Raw genomic sequence first — 16,824 nt, 5'->3', positions numbered from 1 at the left:
AACAGATAAGGAGGTGTCATAATGGAATTATCAAATTTACAGCCTGCAGCAGGTTCTAAACACAGTGATAATTTTAGAAGAGGTCGTGGACACGGTTCAGGAAATGGTAAGACAGCTGGTAAGGGTCACAAAGGACAGAAGGCTCGTTCCGGAGCACCAAGAATTGGTTTCGAAGGTGGACAGATGCCATTATACAGAAGACTTCCTAAGAGAGGCTTCAAGAACCGCAATTCGAAAGACATCGTTAGTATTAATATTTCAGCATTAGATAAATTCGAAGATGGAGCTACTGTTGATGTAGCAGCTTTAATGGAAGCTGGTATCGTTAAGAACCCACGTGATGGAGTTAAAATCCTCGGAAATGGAGAAATAACCAAGAAGCTCAATGTTAAAGTTGATGCAGTAAGCGCATCTGCTAAAGAAAAAATTGAGGCAGTTGGTGGAACAGTAGAGGTGATCTAATGTTAACAACTTTAAAGAATGCTTTTAAGATCAAAGATATTCGTAACAGACTGTTGTTTACACTGGCAATGTTAGTTGTGATCCGTTTTGGATCACAGCTGCCTGTTCCGGGTGTCAATCGTACTTATTTTGCTGACTGGTTTGCAGCTCAGTCAAATGGAGCATTTAATTTTTTCGATGCATTTACCGGTGGTTCTTTCATGAACATGTCAGTATTTGCGTTGAATATCACACCATATATCACTAGTTCCATTATCATGCAGCTTCTGACGATCGCAATTCCGAAGTTGGAAGAAATGCAGAAGGATGGAGAAGATGGAAGAAAGAAAATCGCAACGATCACACGTTATGTGACAGTTGGTCTTTCTTTGATCGAAGCAGCAGCTATGGCGATCGGATTCGGTAACAGTGGTCTTCTGCAGAAGGATTCCGTTGTACTCGATTACATCGTAGTCATCGTAGCGCTGACAGCAGGTAGTGCATTTATCATGTGGATCGGCGAGCAGATCACAGAGCACGGCGTTGGTAACGGTATTTCAATCGTACTGACGATCAACATCGTATCCCGTATGCCATCCGATCTTGCTACATTATATGAGCAGTTCGTAAAGAGTGCATCTACTATTACATTGTCTGTGATCTCAGCAGTTGTGATCATGGCAATTATCGTAGGAATGGTTGTCCTTGTTATCATCTTAAATGATGGCGTCAGAAAAATCCCGGTTCAGTATGCAAAGAAGATTCAGGGTCATAAAACATATGGCGGACAGACAACAAGCATTCCACTGAAGATTAACACAGCAGGTGTTATTCCGATCATCTTTGCATCATCACTGATGCAGTTCCCGATCGTGATCTGTCAGCTGGCAGGTTATCAGGGAACAGGCTTCTGGGGAGAGGTATTAAAGGTATTAAATCAGGGTAACTGGTGTAATCCTTCTCTTCCGATTTATAACATCGGATTGGCGATCTACGTTGTATTAGTTGTATTCTTCGCATACTTCTACACATCGATCACATTTAATCCGTTAGAAGTATCCAATAACATTAAAAAGCAGGGTGGCTTTATCCCGGGTATCAGACCTGGTAAGCCAACGACAGATTACTTGACAGGTATTTTGAACTATATTATTTTTATCGGGGCTGTTGGCCTTATCATTATCGCTGTCATTCCGTTCTTCTTCAACGGAGTATTTGGTGCAAATGTTTCCTTCGGCGGAACAAGTCTCATCATTATTGTCAGCGTAATCTTAGAGACAATCAAACAGATCGAGTCCTTAATGCTGGTTCGTAATTATAAAGGCTTTTTAAATGCTTAAATGAAATAGTCGAAACGACAAATGTATTCTGGGACAGGTGAGTATTCGCTTGTCCCATGAGTCGTTTTTCGTCATAGTGCTTAAAGACAAGTGGAGGAGAAAAATGAAAATCATTATGTTAGGCGCTCCGGGCGCAGGAAAAGGAACACAGGCTAAAATGATCGCTGATAAATACGGTGTTCCGCACGTATCAACAGGCGATATTTTCAGAGCAAACATCAAAAACGGTACAGAGCTTGGTATGGAAGCTAAGAAGTATATGGATCAGGGACTTTTAGTTCCGGATGAACTGACAGTAAAGATCCTGCTTGACAGAGTTTCACAGCCGGATTGCAAGAACGGTTATGTACTGGATGGTTTCCCAAGAACGATCCCACAGGCAGAAGTACTGGATAAGGCACTTGCTGAGCTGGGTGAATCTATCGATTATGCGATCGATGTAGATGTACCGGACGAAAACATTGTAAAGAGAATGTCAGGCAGACGTGCATGTGTTTCCTGTGGAGCTACCTATCATGTTGTACATGTTCCACCAAAGAAAGAAGGAATATGTGATAGATGTGGCAGCGAGCTGATCCTTCGTGATGACGACAAGCCGGAGACAGTTAAGAACCGTCTGGATGTTTATCACAAACAGACACAGCCACTGATCGACTTCTATACAAAGAAGGGTGTGCTGAAAACAGTTGACGGAACAGTCGATATGCAGGATGTATTCAAAGCTATCGTTGCAATTTTAGGAGAATAAAAATGGCAGTTACAGTAAAATCCGCAAGAGAACTTGGTTTAATGCGTGACTCAGGAAAGATCCTGGCAGAGGTTCACGCAAAGCTTGGAGAGTTTGTGAAACCGGGTATTTCTACTCTCGAGATCGATCAGCTTGGAGAAAAGCTGATCAGAGGTTATGATTGTGTGCCGAATTTCTTACATTATAACGGATATCCGGCTTCTATCTGTGTTTCCGTAAATGACGAGGTTGTACATGGAATCCCGAAGGCAAGCAGGATCCTGCAGGAAGGCGATATCGTCAGCCTGGATGCAGGTCTGATCTACAAGGGATATCATTCCGATGCAGCCAGAACCTATCCGGTCGGAAAGGTCAGTGAGGAAGCACAGCTTTTGATCGACAGAACAAAACAGAGCTTTTTTGAGGGAATAAAAATGGCAGTTGCCGGAAATCATCTGTATGATATTTCCAATCGGATCGATGACTATATCAGCCAGTTCGGCTATGGTATCGTAACAGATCTGGTCGGACACGGAATCGGAACTCATTTACATGAGGATCCACAGATCCCGAACTTCAGACAGAAGAAAAAAGGCATTAAGCTTTGTGCAGGTATGACACTTGCGATCGAACCGATGATCAATATCGGAAGAAGCGATGTGGAATGGCTGGATGACGACTGGACAGTTGTAACAGAGGACGGAACCTATTCCGCTCATTATGAAAACACCATCGCCATCACACCGGACGGTGAGCCTGAGATCCTGACACTGTTATGATAAATATTCCGGTCACAATACAATGAAAAAAGGAACGGATCATATGGTAGGAATGTTAGCTGCGGCGAAAGCCGGACACGATAAAGATACCTTATATATCATAATAGAAGAAACAGACGAATATGTATGGCTTACGGATGGAAAATACAGACCGGTCGCAAAGCCGAAAAAGAAAAACAAAAAGCATATCCAGATCTGGAAAAAGGAAAATGAAGCACTGAAAGAGCTCAGACAGAAGCTGGAAGCAAAAGAGCCTGTCAGAGATGAGGAGATCAAGAGAACAATTAAACTGATAAAGAGTGGTCAAGTGGAGGAGTAAAATGTCAAAAGCAGATGTCATTGAAATCGAAGGAACAGTAGTGGAAAAGCTGCCAAACACCATGTTTCAGGTTGAACTGGAAAATGGACACAAGGTGCTTGCACATATCAGCGGTAAGCTGCGTCAGAATTTCATCCGTATCTTACCGGGCGATAAAGTAACACTGGAGTTATCCCCGTATGACCTTTCAAAGGGAAGAATCATCTGGAGAGATAAATAAAAATTATTTTATGAAAGTATTGCAAATGCAAATTTGCCATGCTATAATGTAAAACGGTCTTTTTTGAAAGGAGGGTTTAACGTGAAAGTTAGATCATCAGTAAAACCAATTTGCGAAAAGTGCAAAGTCATCAAAAGAAAGGGAAAAATCAGAGTAATCTGTGAAAACCCAAAACACAAACAGGTACAGGGCTAATCCAATAATAAACAGACCAGGATTATCCAGTATCAAGATTTAGCGGCTGACAGCTTATCTTTCCGTCAAAAGATAGGCTGATTAAGATAATTTTACGTAGTGAGCCTACGGAGAATTACTTATTGATACCGAGAATTCAGAAGCTTAGTATCGGAAAGACCGGAGTATTCCGGTTGGGCATTTTTGTGTTTATGCCCCAGTCAATTAGTAACATTAAGTTTAGGTACAAAAAGTACCCGGAAAACGGAGGAATTGAAAATGGCTCGTATTGCAGGTGTTGACTTACCTAGAGACAAACGTGTTGAAATCGGTTTAACTTATATCTACGGAATCGGTAGAACAAGTGCAGATCGTATTTTAGCAGAAGCAAAAGTTAATCCAGATACTCGTTGTAGAGATTTAACAGACGACGAAGTAAAGAGAATCAGTGAAGTAATCGACGCTACACAGGTAGTAGAAGGTGATTTAAGAAGAGAAGTTGCTCTTAACATCAAGAGATTACAGGAAATCGGATGCTATCGTGGTATCCGTCACAGAAAAGGACTTCCGGTTCGTGGTCAGAAGACAAAGACTAACGCAAGAACACGTAAGGGTCCAAAGAGAACAGTAGCAAATAAGAAGAAATAATCCATAAGGATTTAGTTTGAGAGAAAGTAGGTTAGTTTAATTATGGCTAAACAGGTTGCAAAAAAAGTAACAAAGAAGCGTGTAAAGAAAAACGTTGAACACGGACAGGCACATATCCAGGCGTCTTTTAACAATACAATTGTTACACTGACAGATAACGAAGGAAATGCTCTTAGCTGGGCAAGTGCCGGTGGTCTGGGATTTAGAGGTTCAAAGAAATCTACTCCTTATGCAGCTCAGATGGCAGCAGAAACTGCTACAAAGGCAGCATTAGTACATGGTTTAAAGACTGTTGATGTTATGGTAAAAGGTCCTGGTTCAGGACGTGAAGCAGCTATCCGTGCATTACAGGCTTGTGGACTTGAAGTCACCAGCATCCGTGACGTAACACCGGTACCTCATAATGGTTGCCGTCCACCAAAGCGTCGTCGTGTGTAGTACTAAGACTAGATTTGGATTTGTTAACGAATAAAGTTAAATATGTTGGAAGAAAGTACAGTTATGTACTGTAAACAATATCAGGAGGAAAAATAAATGGCAGTAAACAGAGTCCCTGTTTTAAAAAGATGTAGATCCCTTGGTCTTGAGCCAAGCTATCTTGGATATGACAAGAAGTCAAATCGTCAGCTTGTAAGAGCAAACAGAAAGGTCAGTGAGTATGGAATGCAGCTTCGTGAGAAACAGAAAGCTAAATTCATCTACGGCGTATTAGAGAAACCTTTCAGAAATTACTATACAAAAGCTGATCTTATGAAAGGTCAGACTGGTGAAAACTTAATGATTCTTCTGGAAAGAAGATTAGACAACATTGTTTTCCGTCTTGGCTTTGCAAGAACAAGAAGAGAAGCTAGACAGGTTGTTGATCACAAGCATGTACTGGTAAACGGTAAGTGTGTAAATATCCCATCTTACCTTGTAAAAGCTGGTGATGTGATCGAAATCAGAGAGAAATCCAAGAGCTTACAGAGATACAAAGATATCGTAGAAGTAACAGAAGGAAGATTAGTTCCGGAATGGTTAGATCAGGATATCGAAGGATTAAAAGGAACTGTTAAATCACTTCCTACAAGAGAAATGATTGATGTACCTGTTGACGAAATGCTTATCGTCGAATTATATTCTAAATAATTCGTAGGCATGGAAGCGTTCCTGTACTGGATCGCTATATTACAATTATATTGTAAGGAGGGTATTTACAGTGTTTGATTTTGAGAGACCTAATATCGAGGTTGCTGAAATCTCAGATGACGGAAAATATGGCAGATTCGTAGTTGAGCCATTAGAGCGTGGTTATGGAATCACACTTGGCAACTCATTAAGAAGAATCATGCTGTCTTCATTACCTGGCGCTGCTGTCAGCCGCGTTAAGATCGAAGGCGTTCTGCACGAATTCAGTTCAATTCCTGGTGTTAAGGAAGATGTAACAGAAATCATCATGAACTTAAAGAGTCTTGCTATCAAGAACATGAGTTCCACAAACGAGCCGAAAACAGCTTATATCGAGTTTGAAGGCGAAGGCGTTGTCAGAGCATCTGATATTCAGTGTGACCAGGATATCGTAATCGTTAATTCCGATCAGGTCATTGCTACACTGAGTGGTGGCAAAGAAAGCAAATTATACATGGAACTGACCATTACAAAGGGCAGAGGATATGTAAGTGCTGAAAAGAACAAATCAGAAGATCTGCCAATCGGAGTTATCGCAGTAGATTCTATCTACACACCTGTAGAAAGAGTCAATATGACTGTAGAAAATACCCGTGTCGGACAGGTAACAGACTATGATAAACTGACATTAGATGTTTATACGAATGGCACGTTGGCTCCGGATGAGGCGGTAAGCCTTGCAGCTAAGGTACTTAGTGAGCATTTAGGACTTTTCATCGATCTGTCTGAGAATGCCAAGACTGCAGAAGTTATGGTAGAAAAAGAAGACGACGAGAAAGAAAAAGTTCTGGAAATGAGCATTGATGAACTGGAATTATCCGTTCGTTCATACAACTGCTTAAAGAGAGCCGGTATCAATACGGTTGAAGAATTAACAAATAAAACTTCCGATGATATGATGAAGGTTCGTAACCTCGGACGTAAGTCATTAGAGGAAGTTTTAGCGAAGCTGAAAGAGCTCGGTTTAGAGCTGAATAACGCTGAGGAATAATAAATGCAGAGCGACATGCGAAGTAAGCCCGATGAGCATTTGCATGCCTGTCTGACATGGAACAAATTAACGGTTCGGTATGTAAGCCCGAAGAGCAATGCCGGATTCACCATGAATGGAGGACGTAAACATGGCAAAGTACAGAAAACTTGGCAGAACATCTGACCAGAGAAAAGCATTACTTAGAAATCAGGTAACAAATCTGTTATACAACGGAAAGATCGTTACAACAGAAGCTAAGGCGAAAGAAGTAAAGAAGATCGCTGAAAAGCTTATCACTTTAGCAGTAAAAGAAAAAGATAACTACGAAACAGTTAAGGTTACAGCTAAGGTTGCCCGTAAGGACAAAGATGGCAAGAGAGTAAAAGAAGTTGTAGACGGAAAGAAAGTTACAGTTTACGATGAAGTAGAAAAGGAAATCAAGAAAGATATGCCTTCCAGACTTCATGCAAGACGTCAGATGCTTCAGGTTCTTTATCCTGTAAAGGAAGTTCCTACAGCAAACGCTGGTAAGAAAAAAGGAACAAAAGAAATCGATATGGCAGCTAAGCTGTTCGACGAAATCGCTCCTAAATATGCAGACCGCAAGGGTGGTTACACTCGTATCGTAAAGATTGGTCAGCGTAAAGGCGATGGCGCAATGGAAGTATTACTTGAGTTAGTATAATTTCAGAGCAAATAAAAGGGACATCCGGTCGGATGTCCCTTTTTTACATTAATTGATGGCTTTCTGGAAATGCTGGTAATCTTTGAGTGATTTCCACTCACCGCCCCAGGTAAAGCCGTGGTCGATAAACAGCTGGTAGCAGAGATCTCCTTTCTGGATCATATGCGGATCATCAGTGCTGCGGTCAGCATAGATCTCACTGCCTGCAGGAGAGATCCGTTCTTTTCCATCCGGATAAGTCACATAAGGGTTGTAGAACGGATTGATATCGATCGCCATGCCAAGGGCATGCTTTGATAATGTTTTGCTTCCTGCAATCACACGGTAGTTAAAGCAGGCGGTATTATCATCCGCGCAGGAAAGATCATCGTCTGCATCATACACATCAATCAGCTGCATCTTATCAATCTGATAGGCATTGTCATATAACGTGCTGAAGATTTCCAGCAGATCATCTGCGATCAGTTTATTGCAGATCAGTTCTCCCTCTTTTATCTCATTATTGAAATCATAATACAGTACATGTAGAAAACGTAGCTGATCTATAGAGATGTCATCATTTTCGTGATAGGAGCTTCCTGTAATACGTTCTATTAAAGTATCGGAGAGTGTCTCCTGATAAAATCCGTCGCGATATGTGATGCGATCCATGCCTGTTCCGTTTGAGGTCTGTGTCATATCGGTAGCCTCCTGGTCTGTTATTTCTGCATTTTCCGGTTCTGTGTCAGGTGTCTGCGCAGTGGCAGCTTTCTCCTGAGCAGCGTCCTCTGACAGATCTGATGCCTGTACTCCGGTAGTTGTATGCTGCGTCTTTTGTGGATCAGTTGTATTGTCAGACTGTATCTGTTCTGGTTCTGCCAAATCGACAGATGGATCAGCAAGATCGGTCTGCTCCGGTTGTGGCGGCGTAGAGGGGGCTGGCTGTTTTGTGTATCCGTACAGCATCAGTATGATACATATAAGTATGAGCAGCAGAAGCAAAATATGAATCAACGGCAAAAAAGAATGTTTTTTATGCATGACATGCCTCCTGTTTCAAGCGTATAGCAAAAGTATAGCAAAGCGCAGAAAAAAAGGAAATAGCTTGTATTTATCGGACAAACCATGTACAATAAAACGCGAGTAAAAAACGACAGCACCGGAAAAGGACGAGATAATGGGCTGTACGTGGAAAGATTATCTATGGGAAAAGAAAAGAATAATATCGTAAAAACAGATGATTTAGTATTTGAATATATCAGACGTGACGAGGACGGTAATGTGGAAGGGATCACAACCGCAGTCGATCATGTGGATATTTCCATCAAACAGGGAGATTTCGTGGCGATCCTCGGGCATAACGGTTCCGGCAAATCAACGCTGGCAAAGCATCTGAACGCTATCTTATATCCGACGGAAGGAACGGTCTGGGTAGATGGCAAGGATACCAAGGATGAGGACAGTCTGATCGAGATCCGTAAGGAAGCGGGAATGGTATTCCAGAACCCGGACAACCAGATCATCGGGCAGATCGTGGAAGAAGATGTCGGCTTTGGACCGGAAAACCTCGGTGTTCCGACAGAAGAGATCTGGGCACGTGTAGAGGAAAGCCTGAAAGCAGTCGGTATGTATGAATTCCGCAAGAAATCACCAAACCGTCTGTCAGGAGGACAGAAGCAGCGTGTTTCCATCGCGGGCGTGCTTGCGATGCATCCGAAATGTATCATTTTAGACGAGCCGACGGCGATGCTTGATCCGAACGGCAGAAAAGAAGTGATCCGCGCAGTGCGGGCTTTAAATGATGTGGAAGGAATCACGGTAATCCTGATCACACATTATATGGAGGAGGTCATCCATGCAGACCATGTCTATGTCATGGACAAAGGAAGCGTGAAGATGCAGGGAACTCCTAAGGAGATCTTCTCACAGGTAGAGAAGCTGAAGCAGCTGCGTCTTTCTGTACCGCAGGTAACACTCCTTTCGTATGAACTGAAAAAGGCAGGTGTTCCTTTGCCGGACGGAATATTGGAAACTGATGAACTGATTCGAGAATTAAAGAAGGTACAATAATATGCCGATCATTGTAGATCATTTGAATTGTATATATGAACAGGGCACCAACATGGAAGTGGCAGCCCTCAAAGATGTCAATCTTGTCATACCGGACGGACAATTTATCGGATTGATCGGACATACCGGTTCCGGTAAATCGACGCTGGTACAGCATTTGAACGGACTGATCGAAGCAACAAGCGGAACGGTCTATTTTAACGGAGAGGATATTTACGATAAGGATTATGACCGGAAAAAGCTGCGCAGCAAGGTGGGACTGGTATTCCAGTATCCGGAGCACCAGCTTTTTGAAACAGATGTATTTAAGGATGTTTGTTTCGGGCCGAAGAATCTGGGGCTTGACCGGAAAGAAACAGAGCTGAGAGCGTATAAGGCACTCAAAATGGTAGGGCTTCCGGATGAGTATTTTTACCAGTCGCCGTTTGATCTGTCAGGCGGACAGAAACGTCGTGTGGCGATCGCAGGTGTGCTTGCGATGGAGCCTGATGTGCTGATCCTGGATGAGCCGACGGCGGGACTGGATCCCAAAGGACGGGACGAGATCTTAGAGCTGATCAAGGGGCTGCAGGAAACAGGCATGACGATCATTCTGGTATCCCACAGCATGGAAGATGTTGCCAATTATGTGGACAGGATCATTGTCATGAACAAGGGCAGTGTCATGCTGGATGGTGTGCCAAAGGATGTATTTGCACATTACAAGGAGCTGGAAGCAGTCGGTCTGGCAGCACCGGCAGTAACTTACATTATGCAGCAGTTAAAACAAAACGGATTTGCCGTATCTACAGATGCTACGACAATAGAGGAAGCGAAGGAGGAAATCCTGCGCGTCCTGCATCGAGCAGACTGAATTGGGAATCGGAGCTTATGTATGACAGATACATAAGACGAGGCAGATCAGATAAACAGGAGAAATTATGATTCGAGAAATTACATTGGGACAGTACTATCAGGCTGACTCTGTCATCCACAGACTGGACCCACGCGTAAAACTGGTTGGAACAATTCTTTATATTGTATCTTTATTCTTATTTAAAAAGGCAGCACCATATGTGCTGGCAGTTATATTTCTGGCAGCGGTCATTTCTTTATCCAAAGTACCGTTTTCCTATATGGTGCGTGGATTGAAGGCGATTATGATCCTGCTGTTCATCACAGCGGCGTTTAATATTTTCCTGACAAGCGGTGAACCGCTGGCAAAGGTATGGATCTTTACGATCACAAAAGAAGGCGTGATCAATGCAGTGTTTATTGCGATCCGTCTGGTGCTTCTGATCATAGGTTCATCTCTTATGACACTGACAACAACACCGAATCAGTTGACGGATGCGATGGAAAAACTCATGCATCCATTGACAAAGATCAAAGTACCGGTGCATGAAATATCCATGATGATGTCCATTGCACTTCGTTTTATTCCGATTTTGTTGGAAGAAACAGATAAGATCATGAAAGCGCAGATGGCAAGAGGTGCTGATTTCGAAAGCGGCAATCTGATCAAGAAGATCAAAGCAATGATCCCACTTCTCGTTCCGCTTTTTGTATCAGCCTTCAGACGTGCCAATGATCTGGCAATGGCAATGGAAGCAAGATGTTATCAGGGCGGCGACAACAGGACAAAGATGAAACCGCTGCAATATCACAAGCGTGACAGCATTTCTTATGTGATCCTGCTCGTCTATCTGGCAGGTATCATCGCACTTGGCAAGACGATATCGATCGGAATGCTGTAAGACAGGGAGTGATCAGGCGTATGAAACGGGTCATGCTGACGGTTGCATATGATGGCAGTGCATACAGTGGCTGGCAGGTGCAGCCAAATGCGGATACGATAGAAGGACAACTGAATAAGCATCTGCGTGAGCTTCTGGGAGAGGAGATCACGGTCATTGGTGCCAGCAGAACAGACGCGGGGGTGCATGCACTCTGCAATCTCGCTGTGTTTTCCACAAATGCCAGAATACCTGCAGAGAAGATCTCATATGCGCTGAACCAGAGACTGCCACAGGATATCCGCATTCAGAAGTCCGAAGAAGTGGCAGAGGATTTTCATCCGCGTAAGGTAGAAACAAGGAAAACATATGAGTACTGTATTTATCATGCAAAATTTGCAAATCCGATCCTGGAAAAATACAGCTATTTTGTTTATGTGCCGTTGGATCTTGAAAAGATGGAACAGGCAGCGGAAATGTTGGTCGGTACGCATGATTTTGCTGGGCTTTCCACTTACAAGCCGGAAGTGACCAATACGATCCGGACGATCACAAACATACAGATCCTGACAGAACATCCATGGGATAAGCAGGACTGTGAGCTGATCCGCATCCGTGTGACAGGAAACGGCTTCTTATATAATATGGTCCGCATCATTGTGGGAACGCTTGTTGCGATCGGACGCGGGCAAATGGGCATAGAACGTATGGAGCAGGCACTTGAGACCGGAAACCGGGAACTGGCAGGACCGACAGCGCCTGCGCAGGGCCTTATGCTGATGCAATATGAAATTCTGGACAGCCAGGACGTATCATAGATAGCCTGTGGAAGTATATCACAGTTATCGTTGACGCCATGGCTGTCCTCTGTTATGATAACCATATTCAACTATATAAAGGCTGCTGTTCAGGCAGCAATCTTAGAGCTTCGGCTTATCTTCAAAGGGCTTTTCGCCCGGATTTTCCATTATTATCTTATCAATTAAATTACATAGGGAGGACTTTATATGTCGCAAAAAGAAAAAGTAAATACTTTGGAAACTGTGAAATTGTCAGAGGCGGCGGAGGCACTGAAAAAAGCAACGGGTGTAATTCCGTATACATTTTTAAATGATTACATGTTTCGGGTGATCTTGCAGAAGCATAAAAATGTGTTGCGATCCATTGTATGTGCCTGTTTAAAGCTGGAAACAGAAGAGGTACAGGACATTGTTGTGCAAAATCCGATCAAATTTGGGGAAGCGATTGATGACAAAACATTTATCTTGGATATCAATGTACTTCTCAATAACAATACGATCATCAATCTGGAAATGCAGGTGCTTGATCTGAAAGACTGGCCGGAAAGGTCTTTGTCTTATCTTGCTAGAAGCTATGACAATGTGGCAAAGGGAGATGAATACATGAATGTCAAGCCGGTATATCATATCGGATTTTTAAACTATACACTTTTCCCGGAATACCCGGAATTTTTTGCCAAATATCAGATGCTGAACATCAAAAATCACAATGTATATACTACAAAATTTAACCTGTATGTGGTAGACTTAACACAAATAAAACTGGCAACAGAAGAAGACAGGGAATCAGGACTTGTATATTGGACAAAAATCTTCAAGGCGAAAACGTGGGAGGAGCTGAGACAGATGGCAGAAAGAAATCAGGAATTACAGGAAGCCACTGAGGCATTATATGTTTACAATCAAGATGAAATAATAAAACAACAATGCCGTGCAAGGCAGGACTACTACAATCATGAACGTGGCACCCAGAAGAGACTGGAGGAAGCAAGGATTGCGCTTGAAGAAAGTAAAGCGGTAATCGAGGCTCAGAAAGAGACTCTGGAGAAGAAGAATGAAGACCTCAAGAAGGCTGTAAGATTGTATGCAGAAAGTATGCACATAACTGAAAAAGAGGCTCGTAAACAGATGGGGCTTGCAATAGAAGATTAGTTATGCGATATGTGATAAATGAAAGCAAAAAAAGGCTTGACACACCCGGATGCGTATCATATAATAATTCACAGTGGCGACCTGTGAAGAATTGACCTGCCCCGGCAATTCAGATAATGGAAGCCAGAGTAAAATACCTTTCGATTCCGATTAGCCCCGGAGAGAGGCAGAAACACAGTAGATATCAGTTTGGAGGTAATACGATGAAAACATTTATGGCTAGTCCAGCTACAATCGATAGAAAATGGTATGTAGTAGATGCTACAGACATGACATTAGGACGTTTAGCTTCAGAAGTAGCTAAAGTATTAAGAGGAAAGAACAAACCAATCTTTACACCACATATCGATACAGGTGATTATGTAATCGTTGTGAACGCTGCAAAGGTTAAAGTAACAGGTAAGAAGTTAGATCAGAAAGTATACTACCATCATTCAGATTATGTAGGTGGTATGAAAGAAGCAACTTTAAGAGAAATGTTAGATAAGAAGCCAGAGAAGGTTGTTGAACTTGCTGTTAAGGGCATGCTTCCAAAGGGACCTTTAGGAAGACAGATGTACACAAAGCTTCATGTATACGCAGGACCGGAACATGAGCAGGCAGCTCAGAAACCTGAAGTATTAACATTCTAATTAGAGGAACTGAAAGGAGAAAGTTAAAATGGCTAAAGCAGCAACAAAATTCCACGGAACTGGAAGAAGAAAAAAATCTATCGCCAGAGTATATTTAACACCTGGAAAAGGAAATATCGTAATTAATAAAAGATCAATCGATGAATATTTTGGATTAGAGACATTAAAGGTTATTGTTCGTCAGCCTTTAGTAGCAACTGATACAGCTGATAAGTTTGACATCCTTGTAAACGTAAAGGGTGGCGGATATACAGGTCAGGCAGGTGCCATCAGACATGGTATCGCAAGAGCACTTCTGACTGTAGATGCTGATTACAGACCGGTTCTGAAGAAAGCAGGATACTTAACACGTGATCCTCGTATGAAAGAACGTAAGAAATACGGTCTCAAAGCAGCTCGTCGTGCACCACAGTTCAGCAAACGTTAATCTGTTTGTCAGATTTTATACGACAGTTTTACGCCCAGGATATTTGTCCTGGGCGTTTTCATGTATAAAAAGAAATTGGAACGGAGGGAACTCATGCAACAAAATTCTATTTATAAAAAAGCACTCTATCTGGCTGTTCCCATGATGATCCAGAACGGGATCACAAATGCGGTCAGTCTGGTAGATAATTTAATGGTAGGAAGTCTGGGCACAGAAAAGATGACCGCGGTTTCCATCGCAGGACAGCTCTTTTTTGTATTTTTCCTTGCTGTATTTGGTGGACTGTCAGGACCGGGTATTTACAGTGCGCAGTATTTCGGACAGGGAAATAAAGAGGGGTATCAGAAGATCTTCCGCCTGAAAGTATGGATCACAGCTCTGCTGACAGTGATCGGAATAGCCGTCTTTTTGGTTGGCGGAGAATGGCTGATCGGTCTTTACCTGAAAGGTTCCGGTGGAAATCTGGATGCAGGGCTGACATTGGAAAGTGCACTGTCTTATCTGCATATCATGCTGATCGGTCTTGTACCGTTTGCAATTACACAGGTATATGCGGGCAGCCTGCGTGAAATGGGAGAAAGTATGAAACCAATGCTGGCAGGACTGGTTTCCGTTATAGTGGATATCGTATTTAACTATTTCCTGATATACGGCAAATTCGGTTTCCCACGGCTGGAAGTACGAGGCGCGGCGATCGCAACCGTTATGGCAAGGTTTGCGGAAATGTTTGTTGTCATCATATGGACACATGCAGAGATCGAAAAATACAGTTTCTTAAAGAATGTTTACCGGACACTTCGTATTTCTCTGCAGGAAATGATGCCTGTCATCATCAAAGGACTGCCTATTTTCTTTAATGAGTTTTTATGGGCAGGTGGTATGGCAGTGCTGACACAGTGTTATTCCATGAAGGGACTTGAGGTGATCGCGGGGCTGAATATTTCCAACGCGATCTGTAACCTGCTGAATGTAGTATTTATTGCCATGGGAAATGCGGTCGGCATTATCATGGGGCAGTTCCTCGGTGCTTCCAAATTTGAGGAAGCAAAGAAAAATGCCAACAAACTCATGTGGTTTACAGCAGCACTTTGTGTCGGTCTGACCGCTATATTGATCGTTTTATCCGACGTATTCCCACGTGCCTATAATACGACGGATGAGATCCGCAACCTGGGCAGATGGTTTATTATCATCACAGCAGCATTTTTCCCTTTACAAGGATTTTTGAATGTATTATACTTTACGCTGCGGTCCGGCGGAAAGACAGTCATCACATTCTTATTTGACAGTGTGTTTACCTGGGTAGTGTCAGTCAGTCTGGCATTTACATTATGTCGGTTTACGGCATTACCGGTTTTAACAGTATATCTGTTTGTACAGTGTGCAGATATCATCAAGGTCTGTGTAGGATATGTGTTGGTGAAAAAAGGCGTCTGGGTCACAAATCTGGTTACGCAGTAGGCGCAGCTGAATACGAGGGAGGCAGAAATGAAATATCTGCAGCAATTTTTACTCATCTTGTGTATTTCATTTGTGGGAGAATTCTTAAAATATGTATTGCCGTTACCGATTCCGGCAAGTATTTACGGAATGGTCATTTTGTTTGTCGGTCTTTTGACGGGGCTGATCAAACTGGAACAGGTAAAGGACGTGGGGAAGTTCCTGATCGAGATCATGCCTGTGATGTTCATTCCGGCGGGTGTTGGTCTGATGGAGTCCTGGGGAACGCTGAAACCGTTTGTACTGCCGGTCAGCGTCATTACCGTTATTACGATCGTAACGGTCATGGCAGCAACAGGGATCTGTTCACAATGGGTGATCCGGAAAGAAAAAAAGCAGGAAGGCGGTGCGGCAAATGAATGAGTTATATCAGAATTCCCTGTTTGCAGGTGTAACGATCAGCCTTCTGGCATATGCCCTTGGTATGTTTTTAAAGAAAAAGCTGAAGCTGGGGATCTTTAATCCGTTGCTGATCTCGATCGTATTGACGATCGTATTTCTGGCATGCACAGGCATTGAATATGATACATATAATCAGGGAGCTGCTTATTTAAGCTGGTTCCTGACACCAGCAACAGTCTGCCTGGCAATTCCTTTGTATGAGCAGTGGGAGCTTTTAAAGAAAAACCACAGAGCAGTCATTCTGGGGATCACCGCAGGTGTACTGACGAGCCTTGGAACAGTACTTATATTATGTAAGCTGATGAATCTTTCTCATGAGATGTATGTGACGATGCTGCCAAAATCCATTACGACGGCGATCGGAATGGGTGTATCGGAAGAACTGGGCGGTTATGTGACGATCACGGTAGCGGTCATTGTGATCACTGGTGTGCTTGGAAATATTTTCGGAGAACTGATCTGCAAGATCTTCCGCATCACAGAGCCAATCTCCAAAGGGCTGGCGCTGGGTGCAAGCTCACACGCCATCGGAACGGCAAAGGCGATCGAGATCGGGGAAATAGAAGGTGCCATGAGCAGTCTGGCGATCGCAGTAACCGGCATTATGACGGTTGTACTGGCTTCGCTGTTTGCGAGCTTCCTGTAAATGTCATGCATTATAAAATGGAAAAGAA

23 protein-coding genes are annotated in these 16,824 nt (G+C 43.0%); 22 read left to right on the top strand and 1 reads right to left on the bottom strand.

Features of this window, described 5'->3' with window-relative positions; genetic code table 11:
- Positions 1-21 precede the first annotated feature (21 nt).
- The 12 genes from rplO (at position 22) to KQI22_RS04795 (ending at position 7,473) form a co-directional block, all read left to right on the top strand.
- Complete coding sequence (gene rplO, locus KQI22_RS04850; protein ID WP_022003883.1) at positions 22-462, top strand: 50S ribosomal protein L15; 441 nt, start codon at positions 22-24, stop codon at positions 460-462.
- On the top strand, positions 462-1,781 hold the full coding sequence (gene secY, locus KQI22_RS04845; RefSeq protein WP_216550952.1) for a preprotein translocase subunit SecY: 1,320 nt from the start codon (positions 462-464) through the stop codon (positions 1,779-1,781). Before rplO ends, secY begins: the two co-directional genes overlap by 1 nt.
- 103 nt (positions 1,782-1,884) lie before the next feature.
- Positions 1,885-2,529 (top strand): adenylate kinase, encoded by a 645-nt coding sequence (locus KQI22_RS04840; RefSeq protein ID WP_022003881.1) that lies wholly within the window; start codon positions 1,885-1,887, stop codon positions 2,527-2,529.
- A 2-nt stretch (positions 2,530-2,531) separates the two neighbouring features.
- A complete protein-coding gene (map, locus tag KQI22_RS04835; protein ID WP_216550951.1) occupies positions 2,532-3,287 on the top strand; it encodes a type I methionyl aminopeptidase in 756 nt (251 codons plus the stop codon).
- 43 nt (positions 3,288-3,330) lie between these two features.
- Complete coding sequence (locus KQI22_RS04830) at positions 3,331-3,606, top strand: hypothetical protein (protein WP_216550950.1); 276 nt, start codon at positions 3,331-3,333, stop codon at positions 3,604-3,606.
- 1 nt (position 3,607) lies between these two features.
- Positions 3,608-3,826 carry a translation initiation factor IF-1 gene (infA, locus tag KQI22_RS04825; protein ID WP_016293483.1) on the top strand — a complete coding sequence of 73 codons (219 nt, stop codon included), beginning with the start codon at positions 3,608-3,610 and terminating at the stop codon, positions 3,824-3,826.
- Between the two features lie 81 nt (positions 3,827-3,907).
- Positions 3,908-4,021 (top strand): 50S ribosomal protein L36, encoded by a 114-nt coding sequence (rpmJ, locus tag KQI22_RS04820; RefSeq protein WP_178922805.1) that lies wholly within the window; start codon positions 3,908-3,910, stop codon positions 4,019-4,021.
- Positions 4,022-4,279: 258 nt separating this feature from the next.
- The gene (gene rpsM, locus KQI22_RS04815) at positions 4,280-4,648 is read left to right on the top strand and encodes a 30S ribosomal protein S13 (RefSeq protein WP_022003877.1); all 369 of its coding nucleotides are present in this window, start codon (positions 4,280-4,282) and stop codon (positions 4,646-4,648) included.
- A 42-nt stretch (positions 4,649-4,690) separates the two neighbouring features.
- Positions 4,691-5,086, top strand: a complete 396-nt coding sequence (rpsK, locus tag KQI22_RS04810; protein ID WP_022003876.1) for a 30S ribosomal protein S11 — start codon at positions 4,691-4,693, stop codon at positions 5,084-5,086.
- 96 nt (positions 5,087-5,182) lie between these two features.
- Positions 5,183-5,776: a 30S ribosomal protein S4 gene (gene rpsD, locus KQI22_RS04805; protein WP_216550949.1), complete on the top strand. Its 594-nt coding sequence runs from the start codon at positions 5,183-5,185 to the stop codon at positions 5,774-5,776.
- A gap of 70 nt (positions 5,777-5,846) precedes the next feature.
- The gene (locus tag KQI22_RS04800) at positions 5,847-6,806 is read left to right on the top strand and encodes a DNA-directed RNA polymerase subunit alpha (RefSeq protein WP_022003874.1); all 960 of its coding nucleotides are present in this window, start codon (positions 5,847-5,849) and stop codon (positions 6,804-6,806) included.
- A 130-nt stretch (positions 6,807-6,936) separates the two neighbouring features.
- Complete coding sequence (locus tag KQI22_RS04795) at positions 6,937-7,473, top strand: bL17 family ribosomal protein (protein WP_216550948.1); 537 nt, start codon at positions 6,937-6,939, stop codon at positions 7,471-7,473.
- Positions 7,474-7,521: 48 nt separating this feature from the next.
- On the opposite strand, the gene KQI22_RS13800 is transcribed toward KQI22_RS04795, so the two are convergent.
- Positions 7,522-8,493 (bottom strand): M15 family metallopeptidase, encoded by a 972-nt coding sequence (locus KQI22_RS13800; RefSeq protein WP_253293511.1) that lies wholly within the window; start codon positions 8,491-8,493, stop codon positions 7,522-7,524.
- 162 nt (positions 8,494-8,655) lie between these two features.
- Between KQI22_RS13800 and KQI22_RS04785 the strand changes: the two genes are divergently transcribed.
- The 10 genes from KQI22_RS04785 (at position 8,656) to KQI22_RS04740 (ending at position 16,796) form a co-directional block, all read left to right on the top strand.
- Entirely contained in the window at positions 8,656-9,522 is an 867-nt protein-coding gene (locus KQI22_RS04785; protein WP_216550947.1) for an energy-coupling factor transporter ATPase, read from the top strand.
- Position 9,523: 1 nt separating this feature from the next.
- The gene (locus KQI22_RS04780) at positions 9,524-10,375 is read left to right on the top strand and encodes an energy-coupling factor transporter ATPase (protein ID WP_216550946.1); all 852 of its coding nucleotides are present in this window, start codon (positions 9,524-9,526) and stop codon (positions 10,373-10,375) included.
- Positions 10,376-10,442: 67 nt separating this feature from the next.
- Positions 10,443-11,258 (top strand): energy-coupling factor transporter transmembrane component T family protein, encoded by an 816-nt coding sequence (locus KQI22_RS04775; RefSeq protein ID WP_216550945.1) that lies wholly within the window; start codon positions 10,443-10,445, stop codon positions 11,256-11,258.
- Between the two features lie 20 nt (positions 11,259-11,278).
- Positions 11,279-12,055 carry a tRNA pseudouridine(38-40) synthase TruA gene (gene truA, locus KQI22_RS04770; RefSeq protein WP_216550944.1) on the top strand — a complete coding sequence of 259 codons (777 nt, stop codon included), beginning with the start codon at positions 11,279-11,281 and terminating at the stop codon, positions 12,053-12,055.
- A 189-nt stretch (positions 12,056-12,244) separates the two neighbouring features.
- Positions 12,245-13,189: an Rpn family recombination-promoting nuclease/putative transposase gene (locus KQI22_RS04765; protein ID WP_216550943.1), complete on the top strand. Its 945-nt coding sequence runs from the start codon at positions 12,245-12,247 to the stop codon at positions 13,187-13,189.
- A 203-nt stretch (positions 13,190-13,392) separates the two neighbouring features.
- Entirely contained in the window at positions 13,393-13,821 is a 429-nt protein-coding gene (gene rplM / locus KQI22_RS04760; RefSeq protein ID WP_022004211.1) for a 50S ribosomal protein L13, read from the top strand.
- Between the two features lie 28 nt (positions 13,822-13,849).
- The gene (rpsI, locus tag KQI22_RS04755) at positions 13,850-14,248 is read left to right on the top strand and encodes a 30S ribosomal protein S9 (protein ID WP_216550942.1); all 399 of its coding nucleotides are present in this window, start codon (positions 13,850-13,852) and stop codon (positions 14,246-14,248) included.
- 93 nt (positions 14,249-14,341) lie between these two features.
- Positions 14,342-15,709: an MATE family efflux transporter gene (locus KQI22_RS04750; RefSeq protein ID WP_216550941.1), complete on the top strand. Its 1,368-nt coding sequence runs from the start codon at positions 14,342-14,344 to the stop codon at positions 15,707-15,709.
- 27 nt (positions 15,710-15,736) lie between these two features.
- Complete coding sequence (locus tag KQI22_RS04745; protein ID WP_216550940.1) at positions 15,737-16,111, top strand: CidA/LrgA family protein; 375 nt, start codon at positions 15,737-15,739, stop codon at positions 16,109-16,111.
- Positions 16,104-16,796, top strand: a complete 693-nt coding sequence (locus KQI22_RS04740) for an LrgB family protein (RefSeq protein ID WP_216550939.1) — start codon at positions 16,104-16,106, stop codon at positions 16,794-16,796. Before KQI22_RS04745 ends, KQI22_RS04740 begins: the two co-directional genes overlap by 8 nt.
- The last annotated feature ends 28 nt before the right edge of the window (positions 16,797-16,824 follow it).

Origin of the sequence: Kineothrix sp. MSJ-39, from assembly GCF_018917935.1 — a bacterium.
In the GTDB taxonomy this organism is placed as follows: domain Bacteria; phylum Bacillota; class Clostridia; order Lachnospirales; family Lachnospiraceae; genus CAG-194.
Note: the sequence above shows the minus strand (reverse complement) of the source record. Positions and strands in the feature narration are given on the sequence as shown.